Origin of the sequence: Oceanobacillus sp. FSL W7-1293 (assembly GCF_037969815.1) — a bacterium.
In the GTDB taxonomy this organism is placed as follows: Bacteria; Bacillota; Bacilli; order Bacillales; family Amphibacillaceae; genus Oceanobacillus; species Oceanobacillus oncorhynchi.
In genome coordinates this window covers 698,931-717,157 of record NZ_CP150212.1, presented here as the reverse complement: position 1 = coordinate 717,157, position 18,227 = coordinate 698,931, and the positions used below count along the sequence as shown (strand labels likewise).

At 37.2% G+C, this 18,227-nt stretch carries 16 protein-coding genes; 1 reads left to right on the top strand and 15 read right to left on the bottom strand.

The annotated features are described in order from the left end of the window. Nucleotides 1-13: 13 nt before the first annotated feature. From MKY65_RS03570 to MKY65_RS03520, 11 genes are all read right to left on the bottom strand, one after another. On the bottom strand, nucleotides 14-1,033 hold the full coding sequence (locus tag MKY65_RS03570; protein WP_339182456.1) for a zinc-binding dehydrogenase: 1,020 nt from the start codon (nucleotides 1,031-1,033) through the stop codon (nucleotides 14-16). Between the two features lie 33 nt (nucleotides 1,034-1,066). Then, nucleotides 1,067-3,139, bottom strand: a complete 2,073-nt coding sequence (locus tag MKY65_RS03565; protein WP_339182454.1) for a BglG family transcription antiterminator — start codon at nucleotides 3,137-3,139, stop codon at nucleotides 1,067-1,069. Nucleotides 3,140-3,776: 637 nt separating this feature from the next. After that, the gene (locus tag MKY65_RS03560) at nucleotides 3,777-4,580 is read right to left on the bottom strand and encodes an inositol monophosphatase family protein (protein ID WP_339182452.1); all 804 of its coding nucleotides are present in this window, start codon (nucleotides 4,578-4,580) and stop codon (nucleotides 3,777-3,779) included. 197 nt (nucleotides 4,581-4,777) lie between these two features. Continuing rightward, a complete protein-coding gene (locus MKY65_RS03555; protein ID WP_339182450.1) occupies nucleotides 4,778-5,830 on the bottom strand; it encodes a galactitol-1-phosphate 5-dehydrogenase in 1,053 nt (350 codons plus the stop codon). A 4-nt stretch (nucleotides 5,831-5,834) separates the two neighbouring features. Continuing rightward, nucleotides 5,835-7,331, bottom strand: coding sequence for an FGGY family carbohydrate kinase (locus MKY65_RS03550; RefSeq protein ID WP_339182448.1), 1,497 nt, complete (start codon nucleotides 7,329-7,331; stop codon nucleotides 5,835-5,837). A gap of 4 nt (nucleotides 7,332-7,335) precedes the next feature. Next, nucleotides 7,336-8,169 (bottom strand): class II aldolase, encoded by an 834-nt coding sequence (locus MKY65_RS03545; RefSeq protein WP_339182446.1) that lies wholly within the window; start codon nucleotides 8,167-8,169, stop codon nucleotides 7,336-7,338. 13 nt (nucleotides 8,170-8,182) lie between these two features. Then, the gene (locus MKY65_RS03540; RefSeq protein WP_339182444.1) at nucleotides 8,183-9,211 is read right to left on the bottom strand and encodes an alcohol dehydrogenase catalytic domain-containing protein; all 1,029 of its coding nucleotides are present in this window, start codon (nucleotides 9,209-9,211) and stop codon (nucleotides 8,183-8,185) included. Nucleotides 9,212-9,268: 57 nt separating this feature from the next. Next, complete coding sequence (locus MKY65_RS03535; RefSeq protein WP_339182442.1) at nucleotides 9,269-10,636, bottom strand: PTS transporter subunit IIC; 1,368 nt, start codon at nucleotides 10,634-10,636, stop codon at nucleotides 9,269-9,271. A 316-nt stretch (nucleotides 10,637-10,952) separates the two neighbouring features. Then, nucleotides 10,953-11,234 carry a PTS sugar transporter subunit IIB gene (locus tag MKY65_RS03530; protein WP_339182440.1) on the bottom strand — a complete coding sequence of 94 codons (282 nt, stop codon included), beginning with the start codon at nucleotides 11,232-11,234 and terminating at the stop codon, nucleotides 10,953-10,955. Between the two features lie 17 nt (nucleotides 11,235-11,251). Next, the gene (locus tag MKY65_RS03525; protein ID WP_339182438.1) at nucleotides 11,252-11,722 is read right to left on the bottom strand and encodes a PTS sugar transporter subunit IIA; all 471 of its coding nucleotides are present in this window, start codon (nucleotides 11,720-11,722) and stop codon (nucleotides 11,252-11,254) included. Further along, nucleotides 11,709-13,778, bottom strand: coding sequence for a BglG family transcription antiterminator (locus MKY65_RS03520; protein ID WP_339182436.1), 2,070 nt, complete (start codon nucleotides 13,776-13,778; stop codon nucleotides 11,709-11,711). Before MKY65_RS03520 ends, MKY65_RS03525 begins: the two co-directional genes overlap by 14 nt. A gap of 316 nt (nucleotides 13,779-14,094) precedes the next feature. Here MKY65_RS03520 and MKY65_RS03515 point away from each other — a divergent pair, with 316 nt between their 5' ends. Continuing rightward, nucleotides 14,095-14,919: a Cof-type HAD-IIB family hydrolase gene (locus MKY65_RS03515; RefSeq protein WP_339182434.1), complete on the top strand. Its 825-nt coding sequence runs from the start codon at nucleotides 14,095-14,097 to the stop codon at nucleotides 14,917-14,919. A gap of 435 nt (nucleotides 14,920-15,354) precedes the next feature. Here the strand turns inward: MKY65_RS03515 and MKY65_RS03510 are convergent, their stop codons facing one another. Genes MKY65_RS03510 through MKY65_RS03495 form a run of 4 tightly spaced genes read right to left on the bottom strand, consistent with a single transcriptional unit; the run spans nucleotide 15,355 to nucleotide 18,227 of the window. After that, entirely contained in the window at nucleotides 15,355-16,440 is a 1,086-nt protein-coding gene (locus MKY65_RS03510) for a PTS fructose transporter subunit IIC (RefSeq protein ID WP_339182432.1), read from the bottom strand. An 8-nt stretch (nucleotides 16,441-16,448) separates the two neighbouring features. Continuing rightward, nucleotides 16,449-16,769 carry a fructose PTS transporter subunit IIB gene (locus tag MKY65_RS03505; RefSeq protein ID WP_339182430.1) on the bottom strand — a complete coding sequence of 107 codons (321 nt, stop codon included), beginning with the start codon at nucleotides 16,767-16,769 and terminating at the stop codon, nucleotides 16,449-16,451. Between the two features lie 54 nt (nucleotides 16,770-16,823). Further along, nucleotides 16,824-17,294 carry a PTS sugar transporter subunit IIA gene (locus MKY65_RS03500; protein WP_339182428.1) on the bottom strand — a complete coding sequence of 157 codons (471 nt, stop codon included), beginning with the start codon at nucleotides 17,292-17,294 and terminating at the stop codon, nucleotides 16,824-16,826. Between the two features lie 54 nt (nucleotides 17,295-17,348). Beyond that, nucleotides 17,349-18,227: a ketose-bisphosphate aldolase gene (locus tag MKY65_RS03495; protein ID WP_339182426.1), complete on the bottom strand. Its 879-nt coding sequence runs from the start codon at nucleotides 18,225-18,227 to the stop codon at nucleotides 17,349-17,351.

Genomic DNA, 18,227 nt, shown 5'->3' with positions numbered 1-18,227 from the left:
CTCTTAACTTTTCCTAATAAACAACACAATTCTTAATAACTTCGCCTCTGGCATGTTCAAGAATTGCTTGTTCCGTCTGTTCAATTGGATATTCATTCTCCACAAAATCGCTCGCTTCAATAGCTCCCATTTTTAATAGTTGAAAAGCTGCCTTAACATGAATAGGTGTCGTATGAAAAACTCCTTTTACAGTAATCTGTTCATAATGAAGCCTTGTACAATCGAAGGTTACTGTTGTATCCTTTTTTGTGCCGCCAAAGCACAGAACCGTTCCGCCGGGACGTACCATGTCAAAAGCCATATTCCATACAGCAGGCACACCGGCTGCTTCAATAGCTATATCTACACCTCGGTCATCCTCGGTTAATTTACGGACTTCTTCCACTTGATTAATATCTTCACTTACTTTAACTGTTTCCAACGCTCCAAGTTTCCTCGCTTTTTCCAGACGATTGTCCTTCATATCACATGCAATTACATGTGCTCCGCGCAAGTAGCATAAACGAATAAACATGAGTCCTATTGGTCCACAACCATTAACAACTACTGTGTCACCTAATTCAATTGGAACTTGTGAGGTGCCATAAACAGCGCAAGCAAGCGGTTCCATTAATGCAGCTTGTTTATATTCCATATCATCTGGAAGCTGAAACATATTTTCTTCAACAATATTCTCGGGAATAAGTTGATACTCTGCATAGCTCCCTAAGTTAGAAGGCAAATCTTCACACATAGAATGCTGTCCTTTCTTGCAGTAGTAACATTTATGGCATGGAGCTGTATTATGAGCAACTACCCGGTCACCTATTTTAAATTTTGTAACACCTTCACCAATTGCATGTACTACTCCTGCTGCTTCATGGCCAATAAGATGTGGAGGATCGTATCGATACCCTCTCATATACATCTTTGCATCCGTTCCGCAAGTTAATGTAACCAAGTTTTTGATAACTACTTCTCCATATTTTGGTACAGGAATTTCTGTTTCTTCTAACCTTAAATCTTGAATACCATGATAAACAATTCGTTTCATTTTTTAGTCCTCCTTTTAATTTAAATACCATTCTTATAGCTGAAGCTTTTCTTGATTGGAATAATCTTCTAAACAATGATAAATATCTTCTACACGTACAGCTTTAATTATTTCTTCTATTTCCGGCTTTAACTCTGAAAGCTTGGATATTTCCAAAAGGGCACGTAAATGTTTTTTCTTATCTATTGGCGCAATAACAACAATGAGTCTTATTGATTGATTAGATGATATGTTTACTCCCTGCTGAAGCTTCAGCATACTCATCCCCAAATCGTTAACCCCATCCTCTGGTGTAGCATGAGGTATTGCAATATCTGTTCCATAAACAATATAGGGTCGATTAATATCATGCAGTTCAATCATCTTCTTAATATACTGTGGTGTAATAATTCCTTTCTTCAAAAGAGGTTGTGCAGCAATTTCTATCGCTTCTCTCCAAGAACCTACTTCTGACCTGATTATGATATGATCCGGTTGCAGCAATTCAACCAGCCTAGGCTGTTCCTCCTCATATATAGCTGTCTCATGCAATTGTTCACGCCGTAAATACACACTTAATTCCCGTTTTAATTTTGATTCGTTTTGAATATCAGTATTGTTCCCTACAATCTTTATTAATTCTTCTATATCTATGGACTGAGGGGTGAACCCATAGACTGTTTGCATTACCTGACTGCGTAATTGTTTTTTCACTTCATTTGATATAAAAGGCTCAACAATAAACAGTTTTTTATCTGTATCTAGATAAACAGGAGAAAATACAATATCATACTCTATATCAAATTTACGGAACTCTCTTATTGATAACGCCTCTAAAAATACGAACTCTGGAAATAACTGATTTAATGTACTTTTCATCAACTTGGAAACAGATACGCCATTAGTACAAACTACGATTGCTTTTATGCGATGACGAAGCGAATCTCCTTGTCTTTCCATCCAGCCTCCAATCAAAATGGTAAAGTAAATGCTCTCCGATTCCGGAATGGAACAGCCAATTACTTTTTCTAAAGAAGGGATTGATTTCTTTACCAAATGGTGCAGTTCCTTATATTCATCTTGAAATACTTCACCAAAGTATTTTTCATCTACTTTATGATTTTGAGTCAGGCCAAATTTGATTCTATAGTACGCTGGCTTCAAATGAAGCCATAATTTCTTCAAGAGTTCTTCTCTATCCAGAAAAACAGTACAGGAAATATATTCAAAATTCCGAATCATTTGACGTAACCCTTTCATCATCACAGTATCTGTTGACCAATCAGGTTCTGTAGAAAAAGTCAGATTTGCCGTAAGGAGTTGAAGTGTCAAAAATGATAAATCTTCATTTGAGATAAGCTCTTCCATTTCTAATAAATCCAGAATAATGTTATAAACATTTTCTTGAGAAAAATCAATTTCATCATTATTAAGCATATTTCCTCGTCGAATCCTTCTGATTATGCAAACAAATACATAGGGAAGCAAGTTATGCTTTTCATCTGTAAAACGGATATGCATTTTACTTTCACAATGCTCAACAATTCCTTGCATTCTATTTATTTCTTCTTTTGCTAGATGTCCATATATTTCTATCCATAGTGATCCATTAGATATTTTTTGTATTCGGTCAATCACTTCCAGCAAAAGGCGACGTATATTCCATTCATCACCTTTAATATCATATCCTTCAACTCTGGAATAATGGATTTGCAAATTATAAAAACTAACTATCTCCTGCGCTTTCTTTAAATCAGCTAATATTGTATTCTTACTCATCTCAAGCTCAGATGTTAAATGGAGAAGTGAAATATCCCCCGTTTTAGTCAATAATATAAAACAAATAAGAAGCGCCCGTTCTTCAGAAGAGAAAATATAGTCTGGAGTTAACTCTTTTCCTTCTTTCAAGAGCAACATCTGGTGTTTAGGATCACTTACAAAAAAACCTCTTGAGTCTTTTTTTATCAGCGGGAATTCATTATCTTCGAGCCAGTCATTTATTTTTTTTAAACTGTAGTCAATTTGCCCCCTGCTTAACCCATATTTCCTAGATAGATCCTTTACTTTAAGGCCGGAGTTCACAAATATTTCTTGAATTAACGCCTTACTGCGATCGTCTAGGTGCATATGTTCATTACCTCCTTTCTATATTTATATCGTATCACGAACCAACCCATCTAAGAATGCGCTTTCATCCCAACTTTTTTGAACTCCCATCAAAAAAACTGTGATTAAGACAGATAAATCTAATCTTTCATTAGGTATTTTCGTCTTCTTTTTCAAGGAAGGATATGTGTGTCAATCGTTGCCCCAAGTAAAATAGTACAATATCTAAAAGATAGGTCATCAAGGTTATTATAGTATGAATTCCTATAATTAAAGAAAAGGTGCTAGAAATAGCATTTAAAATATTTGTTTTTTGGGAAAAGTCGGATGGATATATATTTTTTCAATTCATAACTGTAACGTAGTATATAATCTGCAATTTTTTGTTCTTGTATCGAAAAGTTCCAATAATTATTTTGTATCGTCATTAATAGATTCGTTTTTTCATCCTTTGTTTTTGTATACCTTTGATTCCTCAAATATATTTAACCTGACTAATAGCTGTATATTTCATGTCCCAAATTAGACATATACACTTATTCTTTATATTTGATTAGCAAGAATCTTCGAGTTTACTTTAACTGCTTAAGTATATTAAAATGAAAGAAGAATCTGCTCCAACACAGATTCTTCTTTCACAGGATAAAGACTTCTTCTATTAAAAACCATGTATAGAAGCAAAGATTTCCTTCCATTCCTTATCAATCTTTCCATTCGTACAGGTGAAATGCGGGAACTCAAACCGAACCTCACTTCCATCCAATTGATAAACGCTTCCCCCTGCTTCTTCAACAATCAATCGGCCGGCAGCAATATCCCAAATATTTACTCCCCATATCCAAACCGCATCCAAACGTCCAGCAGCAACATAAGCACACTGTAAGGCTGCTGAACCCAAAATACGGATGTCCCGAGTAACCGGAGTTATTTTTACATAGTCCTCCAAGCCATGATAACGAGCACTATTATTATTAGCTGGAAGACCTGTGGAGACAAGGCTCTCAGATAGATAACGATGCTCGCTGACACACATTGCTTCTCCGTTCAATGTCGCACCTTTTCCACGTTCAGCGACAAAGAATTCTTTTGCAACAGGGTCATAAATAATGCCATAAGCTGCTTCTCCTTTACAATACAAGGCTACGGAAATCGTATATCCCGGCAGCCCATGGACATAATTAGTTGTGCCATCAATTGGATCTATTACCCATAGATTCGGATGTGATGCAAGCATTTCAAGCATGTTATCATGTCCGATTTCATCTACCGTTTCCTCTCCGAAAACAGCATGATCAGGAAAGTTCTTTTTTATTTCCTCTGTAATATATTTTTCTGTTTTCTTATCCATTTCTGTAACTAAATCAATATCGTTTGCTTTTGTTTCGACGGTGAAATTTGAATTCATTTTATTCACTAGGGTTTTCCCAGCTTCTATGACAACTTCATGGATTCTTTCAAACATTAAATCACCTTTCCTTTTGAATATCCTCTTTAAAGAATATTTTCATTTTAAAGAAACTGTATTTTGTTAATTCCTTGATGATGCTTTACATAGTGTAGTGCTCACGGGAAATAGGCATACTCACCATAAATAAAAAAAGCAGTGAAATAAAAATCAATTTTCTACTTCACTACTTTTCTCTCATATCATCTATCCACTTACTTCCCTAATTCAAACAAAACCTTCATCGCCTTCTCTTTACCGCTAGTTATTTTTTGAAAAATATCCGGTCCTTCTTGTAAAGGCAGGTAATGAGAAATCATCGGCTTTGTACGCAGCTTTCCTTCTCTAAGAAATTGAAGGGTGGTTGTAAATTCTCTGCCTGGAAATGGTGCAGATACCGCATTCCATGATCCCCGTACTGTTAATTCCTGTCTGACAATCCGCTCAAAATAAAATCTTTTCAACGCAATATCACTGTACGGAATGCCAAGGTATAAAACCTCTCCACCTTTTTTGGGAGCTGCCAATACCTCTTCGGAAGTCTGAACGGAGCCGGCAGCTTCAATAGCTAAGTCGACACCAGTGTCATCCATCAATTGCATTAATTTTTCATAAGTGGAAGCACTTTTCTCAGGCTGGATAACCTCATCCGCTCCCAGCTCTTTTGCTAATGCGAGTTTATCTGAATCAATATCAATGGCTACCACTTTATCTGCACCGAATAATTTAGCCCACTGACAGGCAAGTAAACCAATGGTGCCGCAGCCAAACACAGCCACTGTTTTTCCAGGCTGCAGCCGGGTTTGGAAAAGCCCGTGCAGTACAACGGAGGAGGGTTCTATCAAAGCCGCTTCCTCAAAAGAAACATTATCCGGTAATTTTAATACATTCTCTGCAGGCACTTTTGTATAGGAAGCGAAACAGCCGGGCTGTTTCGCTCCTATTACGAGTAAATCGGGACATGCTGCAAAATATCCTGACTTGCATGCTTCACATTCCCCGCATGGTACTTGAGGACATACCGCAACGCGATCTCCTGCTTGTACATTCGTTACCTTGCTTCCTGTTTCCCTAACAACACCGGAACATTCATGCCCAAAAATATTTCCTGGAGTCAGCGGGCCGATCTTTTTATATCGAGATAAATCGGAACCGCAAATTCCCGTATACTTCACTTCTATAATCACTTCATCTGCTGCTTGTATCTCTGGTTTATCTTTATGCTCGTAACGAAGGTCTCCCATACCGTAAAAGGTTAAAGCTTCCATTTAATCATCCCTTACCCTCAAATTGATTTTTCAAGTGATAGAGTGGTAAATAAAATTGTTTGTAAAAGGCTTCAAGCGCCTCTGCTCTGTTCTTATCCGGTGTATATGTTTTTATTTCCTGCTTTAGCAATGTGTCGACCAACTCCTGCTTTGATGCACTCAGCATAGCTCCTCCTTTGGCAACTGCTTCCTCAATTTCATACGCAAGGATATTCGCTTGGAGGATATCTGCCTTCAGCTGCAGCCAAAGCGGGTTTTTCACCGCAGGGCCAATCACCTTTACACGATGAACGTTGGATTCTACATACGTTTCATATACATTTTTTAATTGCTTTAATTCAAAGCAGAGCCCTGCTATCATGGAAAAAAGAATATCATGGTCTGTTGTCTGATCCGTAGCTCCGTATATCATGACTTTAGAAGCACTGTTTCGGGTTGGCGGACCGCTCCCTCTTAGATGCGGAATGAAAACCTGCATTCTATCCTTGATGGAAGTAAAATCATTTAGATATTCCTCATGCATATAATGACACATATGAGAAATATCTTTCATGCTCCGATTCAATGCATTCGCTATCCAATGAAAGCTTTGGCCAGCAGTCGGCATTGACCCATAAAGCGTATATTCCGAATCTAACACGTAACATCCATTTGAAATGGCAACTTCCCGAAACGCATCAGATAAATGAGGCTTCCCTCCCAGCAACAGTAACCCCTCGGTTGTGCCAGTTGAATTCAATATCTCTGTTTTCTTCTGCAGCCCTGTACTAATTGAGCCGGCCATATGATCATGACCAGAGATGGAAATGGTCACATCATTTGGCAGCCCAGTCTCTTGTGAAACAGAATCCTTTACAGCAGCAATCGCAGCACCTGATTCTACCAGTTCAGGAAAGGTTTCTTTATCCAGTTCAAATGTTTCTATAAGCTCTGCTGCCCACTGCTTCTTATTAATATCGAAAAGCAGTGTCCTGGAAGCTAAGCTCCAATCTGTCGCAGAAATACCTGTTAATCGGGATGCAATAAAGCCTGACATACAGGTCCATTTATGCATCCTTTGAAAAGCAGATTCCTTATGACGTCTCAGCCATAATAATTTGGTGAGACTTTGATTGGAATGTGCATTGATTCCCGTCAGATGGTACAGCTTTTCTTCACCAAAGCCGGCCTTTACTTCCTCCGCTTCCTTTTTGGTTCTAGGATCAAACCAGGCAATGGTTGGCGTAATGACCTCCCCTTGACTGTCTTGCAGTACAATCGTTTGGGCAAAGCTTGAAACGGTAATCTGTTTAATTTGCTGAGGGTTTTCCACCTTATTGCTTAAATTCTTTAATGCTTGAAGCACTTCTTTCCAAATTTGTTCAGCATCTATATCTGTTTGGCCGTTTTCAAACGTCTGAGGCGTCGCAAATTTCTCTATTTCTCGCAAACGAAACTCGGGAAGCTCATATAAACAAACTTTTGTGTTGGTTGTTCCAACATCAATGCTAACAATATACATTTCTTTACCCATTCAAAGCCTTAAATTTAGGTACCGCCGCTTCTTTAACCGCTTTTTGAGCATCTAATAAAACGGAGATCAAGTTATACTCATTGTTATTTTTCTCATAACGCTTCCCTACAGCCGTAATAAATGCTTTTCGCAGATCACTTGCTAAATTGACTTTTCTCACGCCATAATCTTTCAATTTTGCCAAAGCTTCAGCCGGGATGCCGGATCCGCCATGGATTACCAATGGTACATTTACTTTTTCATTTATTTCTTGAAGCAAATCAAAATTCAAATCTGGAGCTTGATCAATGCCATGTATGTTTCCAATCGAAACCGCCAGCAAATCAATCCCTGTTCTCTCTACAAAGTCCTTACATAAGGAAGCATCTGTCTGTGCGGCATCTTCTGCCACATGGTCGTCTTCTTTCCCGCTCAGCTCTCCTAATTCAGCTTCTACTAGAACACCACGCTGATGACAATATTCCACCACTTCTTTTGTCAGATTGATATTTTCCTCATAGTCTAAGGTAGAAGCATCAATCATGACAGAAGCAAATCCAGCGTCTACAGCCTGCTTAACATCTTCAAAGCTCATACCGTGATCTAGATGCAGTGTGACTGGAACCGATACATTCTCTGCAGCTTTTTTGACAATTTCTGCAATATAGTCATAACCTGATAGCTTTACATTCGTTGGTGCAATCTGAACCATGACGGGACAGCCTGTTTCTTCCGCTGCTTCCACAATGGCGATGGTCATCTCTAAATTCGTTGTATTCATTGCCGGAGCGACGTAGTTCCCTTCCTCTAATGCTTTTAAAAATGTATCCATTGCTTGATAAGCCATATCCAATCCCCTCCTATTTATTTTCTAATACAATTTTTAGAACGTTTTCTGTTTTTTGCTGTGTTAATTCAATTGCTTTACCTAAGTCAGATAAAGGCATTTCATGTGTGATTAATGCTTCTGTATTGATGACACCGTTTTGTATTGCCAAGATAGCTTCCTCGAACTCGTATGGAGAAACACTATAGGTGCCGACAATCGATTTCTCATCATGGAAGAACATGCCCGCATCAATTTCTACCGTTGGTTTCACTGTAAATGGAGAGAAGCAAACCACTGTTCCGCCTCTTTTTAACACGTTCATTGCCTGAGGCAATAACGCAGAAACACCTGCAGCAATAATAACGATATTAAATCCCGGGTGATTCTGTTCCTGCAAATACGTTTCCAGATCATGTTCTGCCGTATTAATGGTTAAGTCGGCACCGAAATCATACGCATTATTCAGGCGATGATCAGAGACGTCGGTTAACACTACTTCTTTCACTAATTTGTTTTTTAGAAGCTGTGAGTGAATCAAACCGATTGGTCCTGCTCCCATCACCAGTACGCGGTCTCCTGCATGAATATCCACTGCCTTCTGTCCGTGAATACAACATGCAACTGGCTCTGTGAGTGAAGCTTCAGCGTAGCTCATGCCATCCGGAATCTTATAAAGTAAATCTTTCACATGTTCTTCCGGAAGTTTTACATATTCCGCAAACCCGCCTGGATAGATATTCGTCTTTTTGAATTCCGGACATAAGGTATAATGCCCTCTGGAACACTGTTCACATGTGAAACATGGAACATGAATGCCGCCTGTAACACGATCCCCCAGGCTAAAATCAGAAACTTTATCTCCAACCGCAACGACTTCTCCGGCATATTCATGACCCAGTACAGAGCCTGAAGGAACTAATTCTTCCGTTACTTTGTGAATATCGGTTCCGCATAAACCGCATGCTTTCATTTGTATCAAAATTTCATTTTCACTTATTTCTGGTTTCTCTACTTCTTCAAAGCGAATATCATCTTTCCCATAAAAAACAGATGCTTTCATTGTTCCTATCTCCTTTCCCATTTCGATTACTTTCGTTCAATAATTTCCATAATATTCTTACTCTTTTAACTGACCGTTTTCATCGAAATCTCTTCTGCTAAGTTTATAAATATACCAAACAGCTAGGAGAACAACTGGGATAGCTGCAATCGCAATCCAGCTTCCTTGAGCTAACATAACAAGCCAATACCGGACCGGATTACCTCCATCTAAAAAGCTATTAATCATAGAGGTAGCTCCCTCTGGAAAATCATAGTGAATACTTTCGGCTACATTTGTAACAAGTGGAGCTAAATTTGATGCAAAATAGAGAGAGACGATAATCATGGGTATACCAATGATTGCCGACCGTATGATATTTTTGTTGGTAGCAACCAGAACCATTGCTAATGGCACCACAATGAATGGTAAATCTCCTAATGGCATAATGATAACGCCTGGAAGAATGACAGCTAATAATATCGTAATCGGTACCAGTAATAACGCTGTAGAAACAACCGCAGGGTTACCAATAATAACGGCTATATCTAGACCGATATTCAAATCTTTACGATCAGGGAACCGTTTCTGCAGAAAATTACGTATGGCGTCTGATAACGGAATCAATCCTTCCATAAGGATTTTAACCATTCGAGGCATAATAAACATAACTGCTCCTAAAGAAATTCCCAATTCGATAATGTCTCTAATTTCAAATCTGGCAATAATCCCGATAAGAATACCTAAAATAACGCCAATCATCATAGGTTCTCCAAATACGCCGAAACGTTTTTTTATCGATTCTGGATCAGCATTTAATTTGTTAAGGCCAGGAATTAAATTAATGATTTTATCTCCTAATATTCCAACAGGGAAGTAGATAGCTGATGATAATGTCGGCAGGGAAATTCCAGGTAGCCCCATTCTTTTATGAATATATGGAGCGGACCAATCTGCAAGTTTAAACGTGATAATGGTAGCAACTGCCGCACCAAGCAGCCCAAAAATGATATTTCCTGTAGCGATATACACTAATGAACCAGCAAATGCAAAATGCCAATAGTTCCACAAATCGACATCAACGGTTTTTGTCCACTTAAATAAAATCATCACTACGTTTATAACAATTGTTAATATAATGACAATTGGAGCAATTGGTGACGCAAATGCAATAGCTGCAAGTGGCGGCCAACCTGTATCCATGACAGGGAGGTCTACTCCTGAGTTATCTATCATTGCTTCTATGGCAGGACCAAGACTACCCGTCAGCAAATCGAGCACTAAAAATATACCTACAAAACCAAATCCAATTGTTAAAGCAGATTTTAGTGCTTTACTGAAGCTGACCCGAAAACAAATAGCCATGATGAATATAATAATCGGCAGCATTACTTCAGGTCCGAAACTAAGAATGTATTGAAACCCATCTACTATTGTTTGTCCCATAATTCTCATCTCCTTATTCTAAAATATGGTTCTCTGATAATAAGTTTATTTCTTACTTCAAATAATTAAAAAGTAAAATATATCAATAAATAGATTAATTTGGAAGTTGAGCATTAACTGAAATCTATGACTGAAAATACGATGCCCTATTGATTCAGGTGGTAAGCAGACACTACAGAAAACAGTACTTTTTCTGTGCTTATCTTGAATAAAAATCATTATGATTACCCTTCCAGCCCAAACCATTAATTATACCGTTTTTTCATCATATGCTTATATTTATTTCACCCATAGATTTTAGTATTAGCCCAGATTTTTATCCTTTTAAAATAGAAACAATTTGGTCTAAAACTTCTTCTTCTCCGACCCCAGTAAGGATAGGTAGCGCATTCACAACTGGTGTATTATAACCGCCGCCAACATCAGAAGTAACAACAAATAAGTCAACAGAGCCATCTAATCCGGACAGTTCTCCCACTGTACCTTGACGTGCATTCACATCAATTCCATTCTTTTCACAATGCTCTTTCACCTTCTCTGCTACTACCGTTGATGTTGCAATCCCGCTCGAACAAGCAAAAATAATATCTTTTTTCATTTTAAATTCCTCCAATTTTATTCTGATTTTAAATGGTTTTGCAAAAATTGATAGAGTTCTTTTTGAGGCATGGCGGTCATTTTCTTTAACACGCCCTCCTCTTTGATTAAGTCCATAATTTGACGTAGTATATTCAAATGCTTTGTACTCTTGGATAACCCTAATAAAAATATCACTTTAACCTCAATCGTTTCTTTTATATTGACCATGCTATGAAACTGCACAGGGTCTTTTAAAACAGCTACCCCTAACGAATCACTGTTTACAAATTTGGGGTCTGTATGTGGAATAGCAATACCAAAATCATACGCTTCAATTCCTGTTGGAGCATTCTTTTCCCTTTCCAAGATACTCTCGTAGTACCCTTCATTAACATATCCATTTTCTGAAAATGCATTGGACATTAACCTTAGAGCTTCTTCTTTATTAGATGCTCCCAGGTTTGTAAAAACAGCATCCTCTGATATCATTATTTTATTTGTCACCATAAATCACCTCGTCTACAAAATCTCTAATAACTTTTTCCATTTTTTCTACAGAGTCTGCTTTTTTTATTTGATTAACTGTATATTCATGCTCTGCAAGTCTTCTAAGCTGCAATAATGAATTAATATGCTTTTCTTTATCTTCTGCGGCAATAAAGCAAATCAAATTCAAACGCTGTCCATTCGGAAATTCTACAGGCTCCTTCAGATTTAACAGGCTCATCCCGAGCTTCAACACACCATCTTCCGGTTTTGCATGCGGAATTGCTATCCGTTTTGCTAATATAATATAATCTGAATTTTTTCTGCAGTGCTCAATAACAGCATCTACATAAGTTTCTCTTATATGTCCGCTTTCCAGAAGTGGTTGAGAAGCCAATCGAATTGCTTCTTCCCAGCTGTTCATTCTCTCTATTATTTGGACGGTGTCATTGACTAGAAAATCATCTAATTTCTTTTCTGTATCATACTGGTTTGTTTGAGAAGCTGATGCATTCTGTCCCAGCAGATATTTATTTAAGCTATCTACTAGCTTGAAGCGATTTTTGACATCGGCATGTTCTTCGATAATGCTCATAATAGAGTCCATGTCAATATTTGAAAAGGAGAAACCATAAAGCTCTGTATAAACAGCAGACTGTAATTTTCTAATCTTTGTTTCGCTCATAATCGGTTCAACCAAAAATTGTTTTACATCGGTATCCAATTTATCTGTTGTAAAAACAATATCTACTTCTCCTTCATAATTGGAGAATTCACGAATGGACATCGGATTTAAAAATAGAAACTCTTTAAATATAGACGTTAACGTTACATGAATCATAGCGGAAACAGAGTGACCATTTGGGCAAACAACTGCCGCTAAAATCTTTTTATTAAAATCAATACCATGCTGTCTCAGCCAGCCCCCTATAATAATAGTGATATAAACCAGTTCGCTCTCCGGAACATTTTTGTCTAGAGCGCTTTCAATTGGTTCAACAATCAACTTAATTACTCGATGGATGTTTGTAAGATTTTGATCGAATTTTAGAGCTAACGATGAATTATCAATAAGATCATATTTAATTCGGTAGTAGGCAGGTTTCATATGAATATATAATTTTTCTACTAATAATTCCTTTTGAGGAATATCAATCACACTAACCCTCTCAAATTTATCCAGCATTTCCTTCAATGCATTTTTGATGGCATTCATTGATTCGCTGGTATAATAATTATTTGTAGAAAACACATTCATAATCATAAGTTGAAGTGTTACGTAATGTAATTCACTTTCCTTAGTAAAACGAAGCTCATAAAACACTTTTTTCACCGTATAAAATTCTTTTGTATCTGCCAAATCAAACTTACTCATTTCATTTCCTTCTACTGTCTTTCCTTGCTTTACACGGTTCTGCCAAACCGCTAAGCAATAAGCTACCGTAGAAATCATATTGTCAGAAAATGTATAGCCTAATGTTTTTTCGCATTGCTCCAATTTGCGATAAAACATTTTTAAATCTTCCGGATTTATATTCCCATACTTCTCTAATAATTCTCTATCTTTTCTATTCTTTACATACTGTTGGATGATATCAAACAGCAGCTTTCTTTTTTCATACTCACCTCCTAAAAGTTGATACCCTTCTATCCTCGAATAATTTAATTCGATTTGATAGGGTTTAAGATTTTCTTTCGCCTGCTTAATCACTTTGGTTATTGTATTTCTACTAAAATCCAGCAATTCTGTTAAATGGGTAAGTGATAAATCCTGCGAACGATTTAAAATAATAATTAGCAGGATATCAACCCTTTCATTTTCTGATAACACATAGGAATGACCACTTCTTTCTGCTGAAAACATTTCTGTGATTTCCCCTGGAATAATAAATTGCCCTTTAGGAGTACGTTCAATTTGCACATGATGAGCATCCATTAAATGGGTATTAATTTTCTCAAGACTATATTTTATTTGCCGCTGGTTAATGCTCATCTTAGATTCAAGTGACTTCAATGTTGCATGGGGATTATTGATTAATTCTTGTAATAGTTGATTGCTTCTTTCATCGATATGCATTATTGTTCGCCTCCTGATACTTCTCATTTTAGATTGGGCTGACTACAAAGTAAATTCAATTTCAGCCCAACGTTTATTATGCTCATTGATTCACAAGGGTATTTAGTTTTTTATATAAGCATTTTACGTTTAATTATATTGGTTTCTCCACAGCAACTCTATGTTTATTATTCTTTTATGAATTGGAGGTCAGAAATAGCATCTTGTTTTGATCATTTTTTCTAATCTTAAGTTACAAAATCCAATGAATCCAATTTAAGCCTTGACCTGAAATGCTTTTCATACATTATGGTTTACTTTAAGGAGGAGATAAAAAATGAATAAGAAAAAAATCATCTTTTTTGATATTGATGGAACATTGGTGACAGAAGATAAAATCATACCTGAAAGCACAAAAAAAGCCATCCAGTATTTACAAGAGAAAGGGCATTACACGGTGATTGCTACTGGGAGGGCGCCTAATATGTTTCAACATATTCAAAAAGAATTAAATATTTCCTCTTATATAGCTTTTAATGGCCAGCTAGTGGTATGTGACGGAATCGAGGTTCATGCGGAATCATTAGATTCAACATTTATTCATGATATTACAACATTTGCCGCTCAACATAACCATGCAATTGGTTTTGGAAACCATAAGGATCTTACTATTACACATGCTGACCATCCACTTGCGAAGGATAATTTTTTACAATTAAAACTGGACTATCCTGCAGTTGATCCAGATTATTATAAGCAGAACACAGTAAATCAGTTAAATTTATTCTGCACGGAACAAGAAGAAATCATCTATAAAGAAAAATACACAGATTATAAGTTTGTTCGTTGGGGATACTTTGGAGCAGATGTATTGCCTGCGGACTCTTCGAAAGCTATAGGAATTCAAAAATTTATCGAGTATGCAGGTGCAGCTATGGAGAATGTCTATGCCTTTGGAGATGGTGAGAATGATATAGAGATGCTGTCATCAGTAAAAAATGGCGTTGCTATGGGAAATGCAGTCAGTGAATTAAAAGACGTCGCTTCTTATGTCACAACAGATTGTGATCAAGATGGCATTTTATATGGATTACAGCATTTGGGGCTTATTGAGCCATCATTTGAAAATGATTATTTCGATTTGTTTAGAGAAAAAATTTAAATAAAGTTGGGTAACTGGTCGCCAGTCTCTTTTGAGTAACTTCAAAGCATGGAATGATGAACCATATCGTTCTATTAATAAAATACAGTCATGATTCCTTAAATAACTGGTTTTATGACTGTTTTCATTTTTTGAAGAATTATCGTGTAATTTATTCCTTTTGTTTCTGTTAATTTAATAGGATAAGAACTTAAAACAAGGGTATACAACGAAAAACCACCATCCAATGAGAATAGATGATAGTTTTTCGTAAATAGCTTCTTCTCAAATTATATGTGTTATGATTTCTAGAGTAGCGCTATTAGATGGAATATCCACTTCTAAAGCACCAATAACCATAGTATTTCCTACACATATGCTGCAATTTCCTTTTTATTTACCAAAGTATATATCCAAAAACTAATAGGAATGTCGGTCATTCTGCATTATTTCATTTTATAATCCTGTTTTAAAATCAATTCCTGAAAGATCTGCTTCCTCTTCCTCTTCTTCCACTTTATTCTCTTCATGTTCTTTTACTGCCGGTTTCCATACAGATAATGTAATACCTGTTGCAATAATTCCGATACCTAAGCAAAGAAGGAAATACATTGGCTGAATCATCAAAGGGACCACCAGTAATCCGCCGTGAGGTACGGTGCTGCCTACTCCAAGTGTCATGGATAAACCGCCGCCGACTGCCGACCCTAATGAGCAGGAGGTAACGACACGGATGATATCTCTTGCAGCAATAGGAATCACACCTTCTGTAATCATACATATTCCCATCGGAACCGCAGCTTTCAACGCTTCTTTTTCCATTTTTGTGTATTTATAACGCGTTATCAAAAAAGACAAAGCAATGCCAAATGGGGGAACCATAGAACCGATAAACTTAACTGCCTGCGGTCCATAAACACCATCAACCAGTAATCCATCTGCAAAAAGAGACATTGTCTTATTTACGGGACCACCAAAGTCAAAGCTTGCCATCGCGCCAAGAATAGAACCCATAATAAAATTGGATCCACCTTCCATATTCTCAAGCATTGTTAATAATGTACCCTGCAAAGCAGATATAGGCTGTCCAATGATAGTAATCATTAGGAGCCCGCTGATAACGGTTGTAATTACTGGAATAATCATTACCGGCATCAGCCCAAGCATGCTTTTCGGTACTTTAATATATTTTTTGACCAAAAGGACGACATACCCTACTAGGAAACCACCGATAATTCCGCCTATAAAACCACTTTCGATTTCATTCGCAATAAAACCGATGACGAGCCCAGGTGCAAGCCCGGGTCTATCTGAAATAGACATGGCTATAGCTGCTGAAATCAATGGAACCACTAACGTCATACCCCAGCCGCCGATTTGATTTAAATAAAAAGGAATTGTCCCTTCCTTCTCTGCAACATCAATGCCGCCAAATATTTGGCCTAATGCTATACATATCCCCGCTGCTACGATAAGCGGAATCATATAAGATATTCCTGTAAGTAAATGCTTCTTGATTACAACACCAGCCTTTTTCACCATTTCCCCTCCTATTCCGTCGCAGCATTTAGTTCATCTTCTATTTTCTTTACTAGTGCTTTAGGCGATTTCATAGCAATATGCGTAGGAATCTGGATTACTTTTTTGTCTTTAAATCTGTCTCTTCCTGTAATGCTGATGTCCGCCGCTATAATCACAACATCAGCTGCTGCAACTTCTTTTGTTGTTAACTCATCTTCAGTTCCAATTGTTCCCTGCGTTTCAATCTTCACGATGTGTCCAGCTTCTTCCGCAGCTTTCACCAGCTTTTCTTTCGCTAAATAAGTATGAGCTATTCCCGCTGTACAAGCTGCTACTCCAACAATCTTCATACATATGCCTCCTTGTGAATTAATCTTTTTTTAATAACTGAACAAGATTATTTTCTAGTTTTCTTTTTGCAAAGCACGAATAATTTCATTTGCATTATCGGCGTTCTTAACTTGATAACAAACGTTTTCATCTGCCAGTGCCCCTGCAATTTTAGCCAAAAGCTTTAAATGAAAGTTATTCTTATCATTTTCAGTAACCGCAAACAAGATAATTGTCTGAACAGGCTCTTCATCCAACGTTTCCCATTCCAAACCGTTCTTCGATCTTCCAATCGCTATGGAAGTTTTTTGGACACCTGTTGATTTCCCGTGAGGAATAGCAATACTATTACCAATTCCAGTCAATCCTTGCTCTTCACGCTCAAAAACATCCTCCAAAAAAGTTTCCTTTGATTCGATTGCTCCGTTAGAAATCAGCAAATCAGTCAGTTTTTCAATCGCTTCACTCTTTGACTGAACATCCATTTTTAAGTCGATAGCTGTTTCATCAATCAATTCGGACAAATCTATTTCCAATTCTTCCATCACACATAGCTCCTTTATAATTCGTTAGAATAAAATAGAAAAGGAATTTTTGTATTATTTTGCTCCTAAACAATAAAGAGAAGCCTTATTAGAGGAACCAAACAAATCCATTTTATTTCTTAATACTTCCTTCGCTGCCTTATTTGCTTCCGGGAACAGAATATCTGGCTCAAAATCATCTGGTTTTTCGGCTAATGTCGTACGCAGCTGATTGAAAAATGCCCGTTTCATATCACTGGATAAATTAATTTTAGCAATTCCATACTTTGTTGAGTTGCGTATATCCTCATCTGGATTATCAGAACCTCCATGTAGAACAAGCGGGATATCCAATTTATTATTGATTTTTTCCAAACGGTCTAATTGAATCTCTGGCTTTAAATTTTTCGGATAAAAACCATGTGAAGTCCCAATAGCAACTGCTAACGTATCGCAGTTCGTACGTTCTACAAATTCTTGCGCCTGATCAGGGTCTGTATATAAAATTTGGGCTGCTCCTCCTTCTGAACTTCCTTCATTTTCCCCAATAGTTCCTAATTCAGCTTCTACTGAAACTCCTACTGCATGAGCAACTTCTACAGCTTTCTTCGTCAATTCTATATTTTCTTCAAATGGTAAATGCGACCCGTCAATCATTACAGAGGTATAGCCATTTCGAATCGCCCGCAGTGTCCCTTCAATGGTTCCACAATGATCCTGATGAATGACAACGGGAACTTTCGCTTTATGAGCAGCTTCTCTTGCATAAGCAACAAAGTCATCTCCTACCAGATTAAGCTCATTAGGATGGATTTGAATAATTGCCGGTGAATTTTTTTCTTCAGCAGTTTCTATAATCGCTCTTAACAACTCACTGTTGGAAACATTGTAAGAACCCACTGCAAATTTATTTTTATACGCTACGTCTAGAATTTCTTTCATTGTCATTAACAT